The following is a 19170-nucleotide window of genomic DNA, read 5'->3' on the forward strand; positions in this document are numbered from 1 at the left end:
TTAACACACAAAGAAGGTGAGCAAGACCCTGCTCACCGCTACTTCTGTGGTTCTTCCTTATAATCGCATTCCACGCATTGGACTTGTATGCCTTTTTTGAGTTTTTTCTCGACGAGCATTTTTCCGCATTTCGGGCATTTTCGTTCAATTGGTTTGTCCCATGATACGAATTCACAGTCCGGATAACGGTCACAGCCGTAAAACACCCGTTTCTTTTTCGATTTTCGCTCAACAATGTTTCCTTCTCCGCAGCTCGGGCACTTCACACCGATTTGTTTCACAATCGGTTTCGTGTTCCGGCAGTCAGGGAAGTTGGAGCAAGCTAAGAATTTACCGTACCGTCCCATTTTATATACCATTGGAGAACTGCACAATTCACAATCCTCTCCAGCATACTCTGGTTCAATCTCAACTTCCTTCATTTCCGATTCGGCTTTTTTCACGCGTTTTTCAAAATCGGTGTAGAAATTATCGATAATCTTGACCCATTCGGTATTTCCTTCTTCAACATGATCAAGATCTCTCTCCATTTTAGCTGTAAACTCAACGTTAATGATCTCGGGGAAAAACTCCATGATCAAGTCAAGAACGATCTGACCTAATTCAGTCGGAACGAAACGTTTATTATCCAATGCCACGTAGCCGCGCCGCTGAATAGTATCAAGTGTCGGAGCATATGTGGATGGACGGCCGATACCGCGTTCTTCAAGGGTTTTAACGAGCCGGGCCTCAGTATATCGCGGAGGCGGCTGGGTAAAATGCTGCTCAGGTTCTATATCTTTTGATAATACCGTGTCGCCTTCTTGTAAGTCAGGCAGCATCCGGTCTTTTTCTTCCATTTGATCGTCTTTTCCTTCAACATACACCTTCATAAACCCGGAAAACTTGACTTTACTTCCATTTGCACGAAATGTCAAACCGTTGTTTGTCAGGTCGACACTCATTGTATCGAGAACAGCCGGTGCCATTTGGCTGGCAACAAAACGCTCCCAAATTAATTTATACAGTCTCATTTGGTCTCTGCCGAGGACTGCTTTTAATTCACTTGGTTTTCTAAGAACTGATGTCGGTCGAATTGCTTCGTGGGCATCCTGGGCATTTTCATTCTTTTTCGCAGGCTTCCGTTTTCCGCCTAGGAACTCTTTTCCATATGTCTGATCAATAAATGCAGCTGCTTCATCAACAGCCGTATTTGAAATACGGGTTGAATCCGTTCTCATATACGTGATCAGACCAACCGTTCCTTCTCTTCCTAAATCAATTCCTTCATATAATTGCTGTGCAATCATCATCGTTTTCTTCGCTCTGAAATTGAGCTTGCGAGCCGCTTCCTGCTGCAGGGTAGAAGTGGTAAAAGGCAAAGCAGGATTACGTTTGCGTTCCTTTTTAGTTACTTTTTCAACTGTATATTGATTCCCTTTGAGCTGAGAAAGAATCTCTTTTACATCAGCTTCACTATTTAAAGGAAGTTTTTTGCCGTTTTTCCCGAAAAAGCTCGCTTCAAAGGTTTCTTGACCTTTTAAGAACGTACCGTCAATTGTCCAATATTCCTCAGGCTTAAAGTCGTTAATCTCTTTTTCACGGTCAATAATCAAACGGAGGGCAACGGATTGCACGCGTCCTGCGCTAAGCCCTTTTTTGACTTTTTTCCATAAGATTGGACTGATTTTATATCCGACAAGCCTGTCTAAAATACGTCGCGCTTGCTGTGCATCCACTAAATCCATATTGATCATGCGGGGATGCTTAAACGATTCCTTAATAGCGTCTTTTGTAATTTCGTTAAACACCACACGGCAGTCAGAGTTGAGATCTAAATCAAGACTGTGTGCCAAATGCCATGCAATCGCTTCCCCTTCTCTGTCGGGGTCGGCTGCGAGATACACTTTTTTGGCTTTTTTCGCAGCCGTTTTCAGCTCTTTTAATACCGGGCCTTTACCTCGAATGGTAATATATTTCGGTTCAAAATTCTGTTCTATGTCAACTCCCATTTGACTTTTTGGAAGATCCCGGACATGTCCCATTGATGCTTTTACTTTATATTTTTTACCTAAGTAACGTTCAATCGTTTTCGCCTTAGCGGGCGATTCCACGATGACTAGATAATCAGACATTTTCATCCCCCTCAAGAGGTGTTCTCTCTCTTTTCAAGATATTTCAATTTTATTTTTGCAGCTGTCTTTATTTGGCTTTCAACATTTCATTCTTTATCATGAACGTCATTAATTAAATAGAAAACAATATGCAACTTTAAATCCTCACTATTATTAAATATTACAATACCGTTTGTCAAACGATAATTCAAAAGGGTTCCGTATATTGAACGTTTCTCTCAGGAAGTTCCTCGAAAATATCCTCTGCTGACCATATGGCTTTAGCCCCCTGCTGGATCAGTTTTATAGGACCTCCGGCGTAAGGGTCAAATAATGAACCGGGTACGGCAAATACCTCTCTCCCTTGTTCCAATGCTTGATAGGCAGTAATCAGCGAACCGCTTTTTTCTTTGCCCTGAACGACAATAACGCCTTCACTCAGTCCGCTGATAATACGGTTTCTCATAGGGAAATGCCATTTTTGAGGTTTAGTTTCAGGTGGGTGCTCTGACAGCAGGATATGGTGTTTAGCCATGTGATCTGCTAACTGAAGGTTTTCTCGGGGATAAATGTGTTGAAATCCGCCTGCAATGACGCCAATTGTCCGCCCCTTCGCCTTAATACTTGCAGCATGGGACATTCCGTCTATCCCAGACGCCAGTCCGCTGACAATCACCCAACCTTTACGACAGATCTCTTTTGTAAGATGATTGACAACTTGTTTCCCATAAGCTGTTGGATTTCTTGTCCCTACAATTCCAATTTTTCTCCCTTTCGAAAGAAGAGTCATATCACCTTTTGCAAACAGTACGGCGGGGGGATCATAAATGCTTTTAAGCCAGAAAGGATATTGCTTTGAAGAAATAGGGATGGTGTTAATGCCTTGCTCACGATAAGCAGCAAGTACACGCTGGAGCTTTGAGTAACCGTTTGTAACACGGGTGATGTCAGCGACATAGACGGATCGGCTTTCCACCATTTTAATAGAAGGGATGGGGATAATAATTGATTGATTCTGCAAATCGTTAAGCAGGCAGCGGCCTGATCCAATAGATTGACCTCCTTTTGTTAGAAAAAGCAGGAACAGCCTTGACGGCTGTCCCTTTTTTATTAATGCGTTTTACAAGTTTCGAACAAGTTCTTCTCTTTCAGCACCTTGATTAAGGTTTCACCCATGACAGAAGGTGTCTCTGCAACTTCGATTCCGCATGCATTAAGGGTTTTGATTTTTTCATCAGCTGTCCCTTTTCCGCCGGAAATAATGGCGCCTGCATGCCCCATGCGCTTCCCAGGAGGTGCTGTTTTACCGCCGATAAAACCGACTACCGGTTTTGTCATGTTGGCTTTTACCCACTCTGCCGCTTCCTCTTCGGCAGTACCGCCGATTTCGCCAATCATGATGACTGCGTGTGTGTCAGGATCTTCGTTAAACGCTTTTAAAACGTCAATAAAGTTTGTTCCATTTACAGGGTCGCCGCCGATTCCAACAGCTGTAGATTGCCCTACACCCGCTTCTGAGAGCTGGTGCACCGCTTCGTATGTTAATGTTCCTGAACGTGATACAACGCCTACATGACCCTTTTTATGGATGTATCCGGGCATAATGCCGATTTTACATTCTTCAGGCGTAATGACACCAGGACAGTTCGGCCCTATCAGTCTCGTTTTCTTGCCTTCCATGAAGCGTTTGACCTTCACCATATCCAAAACCGGGATATGTTCTGTGATACAAATCACGAGATCAAGCTCCGCATCTACCGCTTCCATAATCGCATCAGCTGCAAACGGTGCGGGCACATATATAACAGACGCGTTAGCACCGGTCGTTTGAACTGCTTCAGCCACTGTATTAAATACAGGAACACCTTCCGCTTCAGTTCCGCCTTTTCCAGGTGTTACACCGCCAACGATATTTGTGCCGTATTCGAGCATCTGCTTCGTATGAAATAAAGCGGTAGAACCTGTAATCCCTTGCACAATAACTCTTGTATCTTTATTAATGAAAACACTCATTATTTGGTCCCCTGCCTTTCATTCTTTCTTAAACTAAGGATACGATTTTCTGCGCGCCGTCAGCCATTGATTCCGCAGATGTAATGTTTAATCCTGATTCACTAAGGATTTTCTTCCCTAGATCCACGTTTGTGCCTTCAAGACGGACGACAAGCGGCAATGTCAAACCAACTTGTCTAGTCGCTTCAACAACCCCTTCTGCGATGACATCACATTTCATAATGCCGCCGAAAATGTTGACAAAAATCCCTTTAACGTTTTGATCAGAAAGAATGATTTTAAATGCTTCCGTGACTTTTTCCGCGGTTGCACCGCCGCCCACATCAAGGAAGTTGGCCGGTTCTCCTCCATAATGCTTGATAATATCCATCGTGGACATTGCAAGTCCCGCGCCGTTTACCATACAGCCGATATTTCCATCAAGGGAAATGTAGCTTAGATCATATTTGGACGCTTCAATTTCTTTCGGATCTTCTTCATCCAAATCTCTGTATTCCATAATGTCCTTTTGTCGGTACAACGCATTGCTGTCAAAATTCAATTTTGCATCAAGCGCCATCACATTTCCGTCGCCGGTCACAACAAGCGGATTGATTTCGGCGATTGAGCAGTCTTTCTCAACAAACGCTTTATATAGTCCAAGCATAAATTTAGCAGCTTTTCCCACGAGCTCTTTTGGAATATTAATAGCGAATGCAATTTCTCTGGCTTGATAGCCTTGAAGGCCAACAGCCGGATCAATGACAGCTTTTTTGATTTTTTCCGGTGTTTTCTCCGCAACCTCTTCAATTTCCGTTCCGCCTTCTTCAGAAGCCATCAAAACGATTCTTGAAGTGGCGCGGTCAAGCACTAGACCGATGTAATATTCTTTTTTAATATCGCAGCCTTCTTCAATAAGTAAGCGTTTTATTACTTGGCCGTCCGGACCCGTCTGATGTGTAACTAGGGTCTTCCCTAATAGTTCTTCGGCATACGCTTTTACTTCGTCTAATGATTTTGCTATTTTTACCCCACCAGCTTTGCCTCGACCGCCAGCATGAATTTGAGCCTTTACGACATAAACCGAGCTGGATAAGCTCTTTGCACTCTCAACTGCTTCTTCTGCTGTAAAAGCCACTTTACCTTCAGGAACAGATACCCCATATTTTCTGAGGACTTCTTTTCCCTGGTACTCATGGATATTCATTTCCCATCCTCCTAACTTATGTAACAAAACTAAAATAGACTGCGCTTTCATTCTATAATAATACTGGAAGAATTGTCTACAGTTCGATGCAAAATCTTTTAATCCTTCTAAACATTCAAACTTTTACTTTATTAAAAACATAAATTTCAAAGGAGGGTGGGGAATATTTTAGCTATTTTTTGTTTTTTACGCTTTCGTCCAATTTGTAAATGAATGAAAAAATCTCGGCTACCGTTTCATAAAGAGCTTCAGGAATTTGATCATCTACCGTCAAATGGCGCATTAATTCGACAAGGGTCCGATCTTCTTGAATCGGGACCCCTGCTTTTTTCGCTTCTTTGATAATGTTGTCGGCTACATGGCCCTTCCCTGTGGCAATCACTCTCGGCGCCTTGTCTTTTTGTTCGTCATAATGGAGAGCAACAGCTTTTCTGATCGGTGTCTGCTCTTTCATATTTTCACATCCACTTCCTGATCACTGATACTTGTTATATATTGATCGATTGAAGCCTTTTCTTCGGTGTGATCCCTTTTTTTAGCGTTTACCCCTGAAAGGCTGTACCCCATTTCCTTTAGCCCCTGTTTAAGCGCGGGCACCATCGGATCGATCGCAGCCTGCAGCTCGAAATCAGTCTCTATTGTAATCGTCATGACTTTTTGCTGTACCAAGCAATCAACGACGGTTTCTTTTAGTGTATCAAGCTGCAGCAAAAACAAAAGGCGGCAATGGGAAGGATCAAGCTTTCCATCTGCTTCCTTCTTTCCTTTAAACAGAACAGTCATGTCCTGAACCCCTGACTTCGAAAACATCGGAAATGACATTACAATTTGGCTGTATGACGGATGGTCCTGCTGCATGAAAAGCTGGCCATTTAATTTATGAAAAAGCTGATCGGCTTCTTGTTTGACTGGTTCGGCTACCTCATGCGATGCTCTTAAAGCAGAAAGAGCCAGCTTGATGGATTGCATTTCGCCAGATGTGACTGCGCTTCCTTGTTCAAACGCTTTAATGAACGCAACCTCGTCCCTTGCGCCGATTGCCGTTTTCACTTTGGATAAGAAAGAAAGAACATCTGCCTTATCCGCCAAATGGGGTGCTGTCTGCTGAACAGCCTTTAAAAAGACTTCGGCTTCCTGGTCTGTGACTTGTGCCGCCTGTAAAACAGCTGAAGCTGCAAGTGACTTACTATCACCCGATGAAGCAGCCGCTTTAATCCAATTTGCTGCCTCTTTCACAATTTGGAGACTGTTTTTTTCAGCAGATTCCGTCAGCTTCACCAGCAGCTGGCGGGCTTCTTTAATTGGAATGTCTGCTGCTGTTTTAACAGGCTCTTCTTGTATGCTTCTCTGTTCTGCTGTGTGATTTGCAATCGGCAGGCTGGCTTTTCCGGGGGAGCCAGCTGGTGTGCTAAGCTCCCTGCTTCCAGCTGTATTCGCCGGAGAAGGTGCTTTCGTATTGTCGGTTAAAGAAATAAGCTTATCAATCAGCCGTTCTGCATGGACATCGATTTCACTATTTAAAAGCACCGTAACTGCTTCCTTTAGCTTTGATATCATTTGGCTCTGCTGAGGGTTTTGGTCGATTGCCCGAAGCAGCTGGGATACGTGCTGATGCAACGGAACAGGCGATTTCACAGCATGAACACCATTCAAAATCTCGGAGTGAATGGGAAGATCACGCTTTAAAGCGAAGAGAACCGTTTCAACTGCTTTTTTTGTGTCTTGCGAAGGCAGCGTGTCCATCCAGCGGACAGCTGTTTTGATATCATTTTCTGTTACGGGTGTTTTGCTTTTCAGCATCGCTCCTGTCATCATGAGAGCTGCGTTTGACGTCTTCACTGAAATGGCATTTAAAAGTTTGCCAGCTGCATCCTGAATGGTTTTAGGATTTTGATCAAAGCTTTGAACGACCTGAAGACGGCCTGTTTGTTCTGCCGTTTTTTTTTCGTAGGAAAACCAATAGTATGCCTGAGGACGAAGCTGGGTTTCAAGTTTTCCCTGAACAGTTTGATTGCCGACTTGGATCAGGGCATGCTGATCTCCTAGTAAACGAAGCACTTTTCCTAAGAGGAGACGCTTCTCCCCGTTTAGCGCTTCGTTTACTTTTGATGTTTCCTGCGGGACGGCTGTACGCCCGAAAAGGTGCTGCAGCGCCTTTTGCACATCATTTCGTATGTTCATTTTAAAAAGGTGCCTCCTTGTCCATGGTGATTTATCTGAAAGATTGAACAGGAGCGAAAGTTTTGCGGTGCAATTCAGTTGGGCCGTATGCAGCAAGAGCTTCCAAATGTTCTTTTGTCCCATAGCCTTTATTTTTTTCAAAGCCGTACATGGGATACGTTTCGGCATAAGCGCTCATCATTCGGTCCCTCGTCACTTTTGCGATACACGCACCTGCCGCAATAGACACGCTTTTGGCATCTCCTTTTATAATTGACGCCTGAGCCGTGTCGAGCGGAAGTGTCATTGCGTCAACAAGCAAATAATCAGGTGTATCCGACAAATCCTGTATCGCTTTCACCATTGCCATTTTTGAAGCTTCATATATATTGATCTCATCAATCACAGTAGCTTCTACAATTCCTATCCCGACCGCCAGTGCTTCCTTCATAATAAGCTCGTAATATTCCTCGCGTTTTTTCTCTGAAAGCTTTTTGGAGTCTGTCAGCCCAAGTATTTCACATTCCTCTGGAAGGATGACTGCGCTGGCGACAACTGGTCCTGCCAATGGCCCCCGGCCGACCTCGTCAACACCTGCAATCAAGCGAAATCCTTTGTTTCTTGCCAGCCTTTCATAGGAAGTCATATTCACCCATTGTTCTTTCAGCGCTTTTTCTTTCGCTTGCTTTTTAAGCCATTGCTCTACAAGCGTTTGAACGCTTTTTCTCGGGTCGTTTTCGCATTGGGCAATAAATGGGTCTTGTGCATCCTTCACTTCCTGCAAACGGTCTTTAATGTCCTTTACGGTTAATGTATTCACTTTCTCTTCTCCCTTACTGTATGTATCGGTTCAGCCAAGAAAAAATAAAGACCCGCATTTCTGCGCGCCTTTACATCGTCGGCTGTTCAAATGACAGCCTGCCGAACTTTTCAGTGCGAATATCGCGAATGATGACTTCAGTCGTCTTATCGTAGTTAATGAGCCCACCGCTCATGAGACAGCCCCGCTTTTCACCTATTGCATCAAACAGCTCGGCAATGTCCTCTGGGATCTCCTCAAGGCCATAACGCTCTTTAAGCCGTTCTGGGTAATGTTCTTCGAGAAAACGAAGACCAAACACGGCCACATCCTGCAAATTGATAATCGAGTCTTTAATAGCCCCGGTGACTGCCAGTCTCAAACCGACAAGTTCATCCTCAAATTTAGGCCACAAAATTCCCGGTGTATCTAATAGCTCTAATTCTTTCCCAACTTTGACCCACTGTTGAGAAGTCGTAATACCAGGTCTGTCTCCCGTTTTTGCTATGTTTTTCTTTGCAAGCCGGTTGATGAGCGTTGATTTTCCGACGTTTGGAATGCCGATAATCAAAGCGCGAATCGCTCTCGGCTTCACACCTTTCGCACGCATCCGGTCAAATTTTTCTTGGAGGATCTCTCTTGATGCAGGCACAATTTGATTTAACCCTTGTCCATTTACAGAATTAATAGACAGAGAGCGGATCCCCTGCTTCTCAAAGTGCTCTTTCCACTGCTGTGTAACTGCCGCATCTGCTTTGTCAGCCTTGTTTAACAGCATAATTCGCGGCTTGTTTTTTAGAATATCTTCAATCATTGGGTTTCTTGATGACATTGGAATTCTGGCATCTACCAATTCATATACGATATCGATTAATTTTAATTTTTCGGTTACTTCCCTTCTTGCTTTTGCCATATGGCCCGGGAACCATTGAATTGTCATGTGACACGAACACCGCCTTTATCTTCAGTATGCATGATTCATTGTTGTCCTTTATGTATTTTACGATGCCTGTCCGGCATTTTCAAATTCTGTATAAAAAAAGAGCTTGTTACAGGTAACAAGCTCTTTTCGTTCGTTATCATTATCGTCTGATCTCTTTAATACGAGCCGCTTTTCCGCGAAGTTCACGCAGATAGTAAAGTTTAGCACGGCGTACTTTACCGTAACGTACAACTTCGATTTTCGCGATTTTTGGTGTGTGTACAGGGAAAGTACGTTCAACGCCAACACCGTAAGAAATCTTACGAACTGTGAACGTTTCGCTAATTCCACCACCACGACGCTTAATCACAACACCTTCAAAGATCTGGATACGCTCACGGTTACCCTCAACAACTTTAACGTGTACACGTAAAGTGTCACCAGGACGGAACGCAGGAAGATCAGTACGAAGCTGTTCTTTTGTGATATCTTCAATTAGTTTTTGCATCGTTTTCAACTCCTTCCAACAGATGCTCTTGGCCACAAAAACCGGCACAGCGGAACATCGTTTTCAAGCTTGCAGCGGATAAGCCCGCTTAAGCCACAAGTAGTATCTTATCACAATTTCATAGCCTATGCAATAAAATCTATTCTTTTTCCCATTCAGAAATCCACTTTCTTTGCTGCTCTGTAAGCGGGTAGTCTTTCAACAGATCCGGACGTCTTAGGTAGGTCCTTCTGATCGATTCTTTATTTCGCCATTCTTCAATTTTTGCATGGTTTCCTGACAAGAGTGTTTCAGGCACTTTTAAACCTTTGTAATCTGCCGGTCTTGTATAATGCGGGTGCTCTAAAAGTCCGGTGCTGAAGGAATCCTCAATATGGGAAGCCTCTTTACCCAGTACACCCGGAAGCAGTCTGACTACACTGTCTGCGATCATCATTGCAGGGAGCTCACCGCCCGTCAGAACAAAGTCGCCAATTGATATTTCATCCGTTACCAAGTGCTCGCGAATGCGTTCATCATAGCCTTCATAGTGGCCGCAAATGAACAGCAAATGTTCTTCCTTTGCTAATTGTTCGGCTTTTTTTTGAGTAAAGCGCTCACCTTGCGGGCATACGAGGATAATACGCGGAGCAGCGGCTGCCTTTGATGTCAGGTCCTCGACCGCGTCAAAAACAGGCTGAGGCTTGAGAACCATGCCTGCCCCGCCGCCATAAGGATAATCATCAACAGTATTGTGCTTGTTATCAGAGTACTTCCGGAAATTTACGACTTGAAACTGCACCGCATCTTTTTCCTGGGCTTTTTGAAGAATCGATGAGCCGAGCACGCCTTCAAACATTTCGGGAAACAGCGTCAAAAAGTCGATTTTCATTCGTCTATTAACCCTTCCATGAGTTCAATCTCAATTTTCTTTTCCCTGACATCGATATGTTTGACCACTGATTCAATGTAAGGAATGAGTGCGTCTTTTTTTCCTTTTCTTCCGATGACCCAAACGTCATTGGCTCCAGGCGTCAAAATTTCTTTGACCTTTCCGATGAGTTCGCCTTCTTCAGTAAATACTTCACACCCAATAATTTCGTGGAAATAAAATTCACCCTCATTCAGCTCTCCTAATTCTTCTTCAGGAACTTTAATGATTGCGTTTTTCAGCTCTTCTACTTCATTTAGGTTTTGTCTTTCTTTAAACTGCAGGAGATGAAATTGCTTATGCAGTCTATGTGTGTTTACCGTTACCTCCACTGGTTCGTTACGGCCGTCCATAAACAAATACAGCGTGTTTCCCGGCTTGTATCGTTCTTCGGCAAAGTCTGTTTTTGAAATCACCCGCACTTCGCCTTTGATTCCGTGGGTATTTACGATTTTGCCTACATTAAACCATCGCTTTGTCATATGATCACCTCTGGCGAATTTCAATTACTTTTCCGTCTTTTATGACGATGGTGTTCGCTGCTGTTTTCTCATGCCAGTCATCCCCGGCTTCAATCGTCAGCAGCGCATCGACTTCCTTTTCTTTCAACTCACTGCCAAGCGGCAATGTATGTACTTGAGCAATTTGAAAATCAATGATTTTTATATCATCTTTTCGCTTTCCTATTGCCTTTTTAAATTGTTCAATCATATCAGGGTTTTGCTGTTCTTTCTCATGTTTTCTAAGCTGAAAATAGAGCTGGCTGCATTCTCGTTCAAGCATTTGTTTCTTCTCGGCAAAAGAAGCTAAAAGCTTTTCTTTACTGCGCTCGGTTAAGACTTGCATAACGGCTACACGGTGAATAATTTGCATCGCACCAAGCTCCCCGCTTTTAAAACTTTTTCTCGCCCAGGCTTTTCTATTTTGCCTAAGCTTCTATCAGTTTACCCTTTTTTTGCGTGTAAAAAAAGGGGAGGTGCCGGCCCTCTCCCTTTTAGTCAAATATTTCAAATTGAACTTTCTTAGAAGACTGTGCGCCAGCTGCAAATACAGCTGTTCGAATCGCTTTTGCAGTCCGGCCTTGCTTTCCGATAACTTTACCGGTATCTGACTTATGGACAGATAAGCGCAGCGCAATCTTTTGATCGGTTTCTTCTCTTATGACGCGAATGTCATCTGGATGATCAACAAGCGGCGTCACAATGTGGACAATCAAATCTTCCAAGTGTTGATCAGTCATTACTTGCCTTGTTTAGCGTTGTGGAATTTTTCCATGATTCCTTGGCTAGAGAACAAGTTGCGAACTGTATCAGATGGTTTCGCTCCAGTTTGAAGCCATTTAAGAGCAAGCTCTTCGTCAATTTTTACTTCCGCTGGTTTTGCAACCGGGTTGTAAGTTCCGACTGTTTCGATGAAACGGCCGTCACGTGGTGAACGAGAATCTGCTACAACAATACGATAGAAAGGAGATTTTTTTGCTCCCATACGTTTTAAACGAATTTTTACTGCCATTTTACTAGCACCTCCGAAAATATTTCAACAAGATAGTATATTAACAATGATAAAAGTGTTTGTAAAGTGTTTTTTCTTAACAACGGTTTTATCATGTATAACCGATTACATAAAAGGTAGCTTAAACCCTTTTTTCTTGCCTTTTGACATGTTTGTCATCTGCTTCATCATTTTTTTCATTTCATCAAACTGCTTAAGCAGACGGTTGACTTCCTGTACGGATGTCCCGCTTCCTTTTGCAATCCGCTTCCGCCGGCTGGCATTGATGATATCCGGCTGTTCTTTTTCAAGAACAGTCATTGATTTAATGATTGCTTCCACATGATTCAGCTGTTTTTCATCAACTTGGATGTTTTTCAGGCCTTTCATTTTACCTGCACCCGGCATCATTTGCAGAAGCTCATCAAGCGGCCCCATGTTTCTGACTTGCCCGAGCTGCTCCAGAAAATCGTCCAATGTGAAGCTCATCGTTCTCATTTTTTGTTCCAGCTCTTTGGCTTTGTCTTCATCAACGCTGGCCTGTGCTTTTTCAATCAATGTCAGCACGTCGCCCATGCCGAGAATCCTTGATGCCATGCGTTCAGGATGGAACGGCTCTAACGCATCAAGCTTTTCGCCCAAACCTGCGAACTTAATTGGCGTGTTTGTGACAGCGCGAATAGAAAGCGCAGCCCCGCCGCGTGTGTCTCCATCCAGCTTAGTTAACACAACACCGGTTAAACCGAGCTGTTCATTAAAGCTTTTGGCAACATTCACAGCGTCCTGACCGGTCATTGAATCGACAACCAGGAAAATTTCTTCCGGATTCGCGATTTCTTTGACGTTGGTCAGTTCATCCATCAGTTCATGGTCGATATGCAAGCGGCCTGCCGTATCCAAAATGACATAGTCATAATGTTCTTCCTTGGCTTTCTCAATAGCCTGTTTAGCTATTTCTACAGGACTGACCTGATCGCCAAGAGAGAAAACAGGCATATCAAGCTGTTTGCCGAGTGTTTCCAGCTGCTTAATTGCGGCTGGGCGGTAAATATCGGCAGCAACCAGCATCGGTTTGCGATTATGCTTTTTGCGCAGCAGATTCGCAAGCTTACCGCTTGTTGTCGTTTTACCGGCACCTTGGAGACCGACCATCATAATAACAGTCGGCGGCCTTTTTGCGACGGCGATTTTGCTCTCTTCGCCGCCCATCAGCTCAGTCAGTTCCTCTTTAACAACTTTAATGACCTGCTGGCCGGGCGTCAGACTTTTCATGACGTCTTGGCCTACAGCGCGTTCACTTACTTTTTTGACAAAATCTTTGACTACTTTAAAGTTAACGTCAGCCTCAAGCAGCGCAAGACGAACCTCACGCATCATATCTTTTACATCTTGTTCGCTGACTTTCCCTTTTCCGCGGATTTTAGAAATCGTCTGCTGCAGTCGGTCGGCTAATCCTTCAAATGCCATAGTTTGCCGCCTCCTAATCTAATTTCTCAAGCGCTTCAATCAGAGCTGTAATTTCTTCCTCTTCTTTTGAACCGGAAGCAAGCTCCTTCAGCTTATTAAACATCTCTTTACGCTCCTGAAACTTTTTCAAAAGGAGCAGCTTTTCTTCATATTGTTCAAGCATCGCTTCTGTTCGTTTGATGTTATCATAAACAGCTTGTCTTGAAACCTCATATTCTTCGGCTATTTCGCCTAGGGAGAAATCGTCCAAATAATAAAGCGACATATAGCTCTTCTGTTTTGACGTCAACAACGACTGATAAAAATCAAACAGATAATTCATTCTCGTTGTCTTTTCGAGTGACATTTGAGCTCTCCCCTTTGTTAAGTCAAATCCCTTTACGATAACTTAGTTTACACGGTTTTATTGACACTGTCAAGTTTTTATCTTGTCAAAGCGGCGATTAACTTTTTCCAAAATACGCTAAATATCATCCAATTTATTCCGATATTGTATATGAACCCTATTTTAAGGAGGATTTTTATGAAAAAAATCGGTTTATTGTTTATGTTATGTCTGGCAGCCCTGTTTACAATAGGTTTCCCGGCACAGCAAGCAGACGCTGCTGAGGCACCTTATAAGGCCTCAATCACAAATATCAGCACAGATGGAGGGGTATACGGTAAAATCAATTACGGACAAGGTCAATATTGGCGAGTCAAGTACAATATTACAGTAAGCGGCAAATTACTCGACCAAAACGGACAGCCAGTGCCAAACGCGCCCGTAAGATTTGAAGCGGACACGAAGGTCGGAAACACAACACAAACTGCTTCAGGAACGACTGATGCAAACGGAACATTTGAGGTTCCAATGTATTTGGGGCCAGCTGCTGGGTATTACACGTATTACACATCTGTTTCTGTTCATTACTATGACATCATCCCATTCAGAGTATTTTCTGGTGAGTCAAGACTGGTATCCACTGATAACAGTCTTTATCATTTCGCCTATCAAGTAAGAAGATAAAAAAGAAAAGGCCCCAAGATGTAGGGGCCTTTTTCTTAATCGTCGGCTTTTTCCACTAAATCTGAAAAGAGTCCGTACACATAGGATTCTGGATCAAATTCCTGAAGATCATCAACTTTTTCTCCTAAACCGACTAGTTTAACCGGGATGTGAAGCTCGTTGCGAATCGCAAGGACGATACCGCCCTTTGCCGTACCGTCAAGCTTCGTTAAAGCAATGCCGGTAACATTTGTTGCTTTAGAGAACTCTTTTGCCTGAGCCATTGCATTTTGGCCGGTCGTGGCATCAAGGGCAAGCAGCACCTCATGCGGAGCTTCAGGAACTTCTCTTTCGATAACACGTTTTACTTTTTCAAGCTCTTTCATGAGATTTACTTTGTTTTGGAGACGACCTGCCGTATCACAAATTAATATATCGGCATTTCTTGCTTTCGCAGCATGAACAGCATCGTAGATGACAGCCGCCGGATCGCTTCCTGCCGTCTGCTTAATGACAGGCACTCCTGTACGCTCTCCCCATACTTCCAGCTGTTCAATGGCTCCCGCTCTAAAAGTGTCTCCGGCGGCAAGTACGACAGATTTTCCTTCTTGTTTCATTTTATGAGCAAGCTTTCCGATCGTTGTTGTTTTCCCGACGCCGTTTACACCTACCAGAAGGATTACGTTTAAACGCCCATCTTGGATGTTCAGTTCTGAAATTTGCTCATCTCCGCTGTTATAAATCTCGACCAGTTTCTCAGAAATCACTGACTGGACTTCCTTTGGATCTTGAATATTTCTGCGTTTGACTTCTTTTTTCAGCTCATCTATTAATTCCATAACGGTTGTAAAACCGACATCCGCGCTGATAAGAACCTCTTCAAGCTCTTCAAAGAAATCCTCATCCACTTTACGGTAACGGGATACAAGATCATTCACTTTGTTTTGAAAGGAGTTTCTTGTTTTTTCAAGGCCATCCTTAAACTTTTCAGATACGGAATCTGTCTGTTTTGTGATTTTCTCTTTTAATTTTTTAAAAAAGCTCATCTTTTAACCTCTTTCCTCGTTACTGAACGAATTCTTTTGTTTCTTCCAGCTTAACGGAGATTACCTTGGAAACACCGGATTCCTGCATGGTTACGCCATAAAGCACATCCGCTTCCTCCATCGTTCCTTTTCTGTGGGTAATCACAATAAACTGGGTATCACTGCTGTATTTTTTTAAATACTGCGCAAACCGGAACACATTCGCTTCGTCGAGCGCAGCCTCTACTTCGTCAAGGACGCAAAACGGCACTGGACGAACCTTTAGGATTGAGAATAAGAGCGCTATAGCAGTAAGCGCACGCTCTCCGCCTGACAGGAGGTTTAAGTTTTGCAGCTTTTTCCCCGGCGGCTGAGCGATAATCTCGACTCCTGAATGAAGCAGATCGTTAGGATCGGTGAGCCTCAGTTCAGCTCGCCCTCCTCCGAATAAGGAGCGGAAAACTTGATCAAAGTGTGAGCGGATTTGGACGAATGTGTCGTTAAAGCGCTTCGTCATTTCTTCATCCATTTCTTCAATCACTTGGAACAAGGTATTTTTCGCTTCTGTTAAATCTTCTTTTTGTTCCGACAGAAACTTGTACCGTTCGTTGACCCTCTCAAACTCATCTATGCTTCCGAGGTTCACGGTACCCAGCTCTTCAATTGCGAGTTTAATCAGCTTCACGCGCTTTCTGGCTTCCTCTGGATCAGTTTCAAGCTGATATTTCTCTTTTGCCCCCTCAAAGGACAAGCTGTATTCCTCCCGTAAGTATTGAAGTAAATTATCAAGCTCGACTTCCATCCGTCCGAGTTTGACTTCTTCGTCTTTTAAGAGCGTTGTTTTTTGTTTATACAGGCGTTTCATTTCTTTCAGCTCACGCTCATACGTATCAAGCCCATGCTGAAGCTTGATGCGCTGATCGCGCCTTAATGCAATCAGTTCGATCGTTTTCGTTTTGTCATTCAATTTATGTTTTGCTGCTTCTTCCAGCTTTTCTTCGCCGCTGGTGCTAGATGACATCTCTGACGTTAAGAAGCTTAAGTCTTCTTTTGCTTCTTTTAACGCAAGCTCTGTTTCAGTGAGCTCTTTCTTTAATCTGGCAAGGTTGTCCTCTTCCCCCTTGCATGCCTGCTCTTTTTTGGCCGCAGCGATCTTCAGCTCAGTCAGCTCGTTGGAGAGAGACTCTTTCGTTGAGGATTGCGTTTGTTTTTGTTTTGTCAGTTTGTCTATGTCCTCTTCAAGCTGTTTCATCTTTTCAGAAACGGCAGAGAGCTCTTCTTCAAGCTTGCGTTTGCGCGCTTTTTTCTCTTCATCGCTTTCTGACAGAGCAGATTTTTCTTGGTCATAGAGCTCTAAATGGGTATTGATATTTTTCTCGGCAACTTGAAGTTCGTACAGCTGGCCTTTCACATCCTGCTGCTTTAACCTTAAGCCTTCCCCGGTTTCTCTTAAGTCAGCCAGTTTTTTCTCCATATCCTGAATGGATTGCTTAAGGGTTTTGACCTCTTGTTCAAGCAGTGCTGTTTTCTCTTCCATTTCAGCGAGCCGTTTCGTCACATCTTCTAGCTCCCGGCTTCTTCCAAGGAGGGAGTTATTTTTCTTTTTAACCGCGCCGCCCGTCATTGAACCACCGGGGTTCACAACATCTCCCTCAAGGGTTACGATGCGGTACCGGTGCCCGAGAAGCTTCGCAAGCTCGTTTGCACCCTTTAAGTCCTCTGTGATCAGAACGGTTCCAAGAAGATTCTGGATGACGCTTCGATACGCAGGATCAAATGTGACAAGTTCACTGGCAACCCCGAGAAATGATGAATGCCGGGCGGCTGTTTCCGCGTCACGGCTTTGAAGCTGGCGGTCTCTAATAACAGAAAGAGGCAGAAACGTCGCCCGGCCGAAGGAATTCTGCTTTAAATATTGAATCGCTTTTCGGGCAGATTGTTCATCGTCGGTCACGACATGCTGAGCAGAAGCGCCGAGCGCTATTTCAATGGCCGTTTCATACTTCTGTTCTGTAGAAATCAGCTCAAGAACCGCTCCGCGAATTCCACCAAGGCGCTTTTTCGCTTTCAGCACTTCTTTAACACCTTGATAAAAGCCGGAGAAATCTCCCTGCATCGTCTCAAGCATGTCCTTTTTTGATCTCGCTTGCTGAACGTATTGGTATGCCTGATACAGAGCGGATTCATTTTTTTCGTATTGGCGCTTTTTCTGCTCATATTTTGTCTGCATATCACGATATGCACCGACTTGACTGTGAATCTCCTGCTCAATTCGAGCAAATTCCGTTTCACATGCGGCTTTACGCGCAGAAATATCACGCCGTTCCTGCAGGTGCTTTTCATTGTTGTCCGCGAGTCTCTGCAATGTGACAGCGGATTGGGACATCTGGTCATCAAGAAGCTGGAGTTCGTTGCGTATCGAAGCCTGGCTGTTTAACAGCTCAAAATAATCACTTTTCAGCTGCTCGATTTTCTCTTCGACATTTTCATTGTGAAGACTGAGAGCCTGCTGTTTTTCTTTTACTTGCGCCCTTAACTGCTTCACCTCAGCCTGAAGCGTTTCGAAGACAGCTTCCTGCTTCGAAAGCTCTTCTTTCAGAACCGTTTCTTTTTGCTGGAACTGAACGATGGCTTCTTCAAGCTGTTCTTGGTTTTGCACAGCGTTTTTCTTTCGTTCTTTCAGGACTTCTTTACGGCCTTCAAGCTTTTCCAGCTCTTCACTAGTTACCAGTAAAACTTGCTGGAGCTCATCTACTGACTCATCAAGCGCTTGTATTTTGTCCCTTGTATCCTCAATCTTTGCTTCTTTCGCAGAAATAGCAGACGATTCAGCAAGCTCTTCTTCTTTTGCCATCTGCACTTTCTCTTTAAGAGTCGACCATTTACCATGCAGCTCTTCGATATCATAGGCAGTCAGCGCAATTTCAACATGCTCCAGCTCTTTCTTTTTCTCAAGGTAGTCTTTCGCTATTGAAGCTTGAATTTTAAGAGGTTCAACCTGTCCTTCAAGCTCATGTAATATATCTTCTACCCGATTTAGATTGTCCTGTGTCTCAAACAGTTTATTTTCTGCTTTTTTCTTTCTCGTTTTATATTTAAGCACCCCGGCCGCTTCTTCAAAGATACTGCGGCGATCCTCCGCTTTGCTGCTCAGGATCTCTTCCACTTTCCCTTGGCTGATAATAGAAAATGCTTCTTTACCAAGGCCAGAGTCCATAAATAAATCAATAATATCTTTCAACCGGCACGGCTGATTGTTAATCAGAAACTCACTCTCACCTGATCTGTACACACGTCTTGTGACACTCACTTCGTGGAAGTCAATTGGCAAGAAATGATCATCATTATCAAGAGTAAGCGTAACTTCAGCTAGATTTAATCGCTTTCTTGAATCACTCCCGGCAAAAATAATGTCCTCCATTTTTCCGCCGCGAAGAGAGCGTGCCGATTGTTCGCCGAGAACCCAGCGAATGGCATCCGTGATGTTGCTTTTTCCGCTTCCGTTCGGCCCGACAACCGCTGTCACGCCTTTAACGAAGTCTACGGAAATCCGTTCTGCAAATGATTTAAATCCTATAACGTCTAAACGTTTGAGGAACATAGCGATC

18 protein-coding genes and 1 pseudogene are annotated in these 19170 nt (G+C 43.8%); 1 reads left to right on the forward strand and 18 read right to left on the reverse strand.

What is annotated here, in order from left to right:
- Positions 1 to 38 precede the first annotated feature (38 nt).
- From topA to ACQVGT_RS12165, 16 genes and pseudogenes are all read right to left on the reverse strand, one after another.
- The gene (topA, locus tag ACQVGT_RS12090; RefSeq protein WP_003245599.1) at positions 39 to 2114 is read right to left on the reverse strand and encodes a type I DNA topoisomerase; all 2076 of its coding nucleotides are present in this window, start codon (positions 2112 to 2114) and stop codon (positions 39 to 41) included.
- Positions 2115 to 2301: 187 nt separating this feature from the next.
- Positions 2302 to 3143, reverse strand: a pseudogene (dprA, locus tag ACQVGT_RS12095) (DNA-processing protein DprA).
- A 60-nt stretch (positions 3144 to 3203) separates the two neighbouring features.
- Complete coding sequence (gene sucD / locus ACQVGT_RS12100) at positions 3204 to 4106, reverse strand: succinate--CoA ligase subunit alpha (protein ID WP_003238566.1); 903 nt, start codon at positions 4104 to 4106, stop codon at positions 3204 to 3206.
- Between the two features lie 28 nt (positions 4107 to 4134).
- On the reverse strand, positions 4135 to 5292 hold the full coding sequence (gene sucC, locus ACQVGT_RS12105) for an ADP-forming succinate--CoA ligase subunit beta (protein ID WP_003244732.1): 1158 nt from the start codon (positions 5290 to 5292) through the stop codon (positions 4135 to 4137).
- A gap of 172 nt (positions 5293 to 5464) precedes the next feature.
- The gene (locus tag ACQVGT_RS12110; RefSeq protein ID WP_003232001.1) at positions 5465 to 5746 is read right to left on the reverse strand and encodes a FlhB-like flagellar biosynthesis protein; all 282 of its coding nucleotides are present in this window, start codon (positions 5744 to 5746) and stop codon (positions 5465 to 5467) included.
- The gene (locus tag ACQVGT_RS12115) at positions 5743 to 7473 is read right to left on the reverse strand and encodes a hypothetical protein (RefSeq protein ID WP_015383652.1); all 1731 of its coding nucleotides are present in this window, start codon (positions 7471 to 7473) and stop codon (positions 5743 to 5745) included. Before ACQVGT_RS12115 ends, ACQVGT_RS12110 begins: the two co-directional genes overlap by 4 nt.
- Positions 7474 to 7504: 31 nt before the next feature.
- Positions 7505 to 8272 (reverse strand): ribonuclease HII, encoded by a 768-nt coding sequence (gene rnhB / locus ACQVGT_RS12120; protein ID WP_003245658.1) that lies wholly within the window; start codon positions 8270 to 8272, stop codon positions 7505 to 7507.
- Positions 8273 to 8342: 70 nt separating this feature from the next.
- The gene (gene ylqF / locus ACQVGT_RS12125; protein ID WP_015383651.1) at positions 8343 to 9191 is read right to left on the reverse strand and encodes a ribosome biogenesis GTPase YlqF; all 849 of its coding nucleotides are present in this window, start codon (positions 9189 to 9191) and stop codon (positions 8343 to 8345) included.
- A 142-nt stretch (positions 9192 to 9333) separates the two neighbouring features.
- Positions 9334 to 9681, reverse strand: a complete 348-nt coding sequence (gene rplS / locus ACQVGT_RS12130; protein WP_003220825.1) for a 50S ribosomal protein L19 — start codon at positions 9679 to 9681, stop codon at positions 9334 to 9336.
- Positions 9682 to 9820: 139 nt separating this feature from the next.
- Complete coding sequence (trmD, locus tag ACQVGT_RS12135; protein ID WP_015383650.1) at positions 9821 to 10552, reverse strand: tRNA (guanosine(37)-N1)-methyltransferase TrmD; 732 nt, start codon at positions 10550 to 10552, stop codon at positions 9821 to 9823.
- A complete protein-coding gene (rimM, locus tag ACQVGT_RS12140; protein WP_003232013.1) occupies positions 10549 to 11073 on the reverse strand; it encodes a ribosome maturation factor RimM in 525 nt (174 codons plus the stop codon). The genes trmD and rimM overlap by 4 nt, the downstream gene beginning before the upstream one ends.
- Before the next feature lie 4 nt (positions 11074 to 11077).
- The gene (locus ACQVGT_RS12145) at positions 11078 to 11464 is read right to left on the reverse strand and encodes a YlqD family protein (RefSeq protein WP_015383649.1); all 387 of its coding nucleotides are present in this window, start codon (positions 11462 to 11464) and stop codon (positions 11078 to 11080) included.
- A 121-nt stretch (positions 11465 to 11585) separates the two neighbouring features.
- On the reverse strand, positions 11586 to 11831 hold the full coding sequence (locus ACQVGT_RS12150) for a KH domain-containing protein (RefSeq protein WP_014476792.1): 246 nt from the start codon (positions 11829 to 11831) through the stop codon (positions 11586 to 11588).
- Positions 11831 to 12103, reverse strand: a complete 273-nt coding sequence (gene rpsP, locus ACQVGT_RS12155) for a 30S ribosomal protein S16 (protein WP_003220815.1) — start codon at positions 12101 to 12103, stop codon at positions 11831 to 11833. Before rpsP ends, ACQVGT_RS12150 begins: the two co-directional genes overlap by 1 nt.
- A gap of 105 nt (positions 12104 to 12208) precedes the next feature.
- On the reverse strand, positions 12209 to 13549 hold the full coding sequence (ffh, locus tag ACQVGT_RS12160; protein ID WP_014113771.1) for a signal recognition particle protein: 1341 nt from the start codon (positions 13547 to 13549) through the stop codon (positions 12209 to 12211).
- Positions 13550 to 13562: 13 nt separating this feature from the next.
- Positions 13563 to 13895 (reverse strand): putative DNA-binding protein, encoded by a 333-nt coding sequence (locus tag ACQVGT_RS12165; protein WP_003238590.1) that lies wholly within the window; start codon positions 13893 to 13895, stop codon positions 13563 to 13565.
- Positions 13896 to 14072: 177 nt separating this feature from the next.
- Here ACQVGT_RS12165 and ACQVGT_RS12170 point away from each other — a divergent pair, with 177 nt between their 5' ends.
- Positions 14073 to 14558 carry an Ig-like domain-containing protein gene (locus ACQVGT_RS12170; RefSeq protein WP_003245834.1) on the forward strand — a complete coding sequence of 162 codons (486 nt, stop codon included), beginning with the start codon at positions 14073 to 14075 and terminating at the stop codon, positions 14556 to 14558.
- A 35-nt stretch (positions 14559 to 14593) separates the two neighbouring features.
- Here ACQVGT_RS12170 and ftsY read toward each other — a convergent pair whose 3' ends face one another.
- Entirely contained in the window at positions 14594 to 15583 is a 990-nt protein-coding gene (gene ftsY, locus ACQVGT_RS12175; RefSeq protein ID WP_015383647.1) for a signal recognition particle-docking protein FtsY, read from the reverse strand.
- Positions 15584 to 15602: 19 nt separating this feature from the next.
- Positions 15603 to 19163 (reverse strand): chromosome segregation protein SMC, encoded by a 3561-nt coding sequence (gene smc / locus ACQVGT_RS12180; RefSeq protein ID WP_015383646.1) that lies wholly within the window; start codon positions 19161 to 19163, stop codon positions 15603 to 15605.
- Between the last annotated feature and the right edge of the window lie 7 nt (positions 19164 to 19170).

Source organism: Bacillus sp. SCT118 (assembly GCF_058566435.1).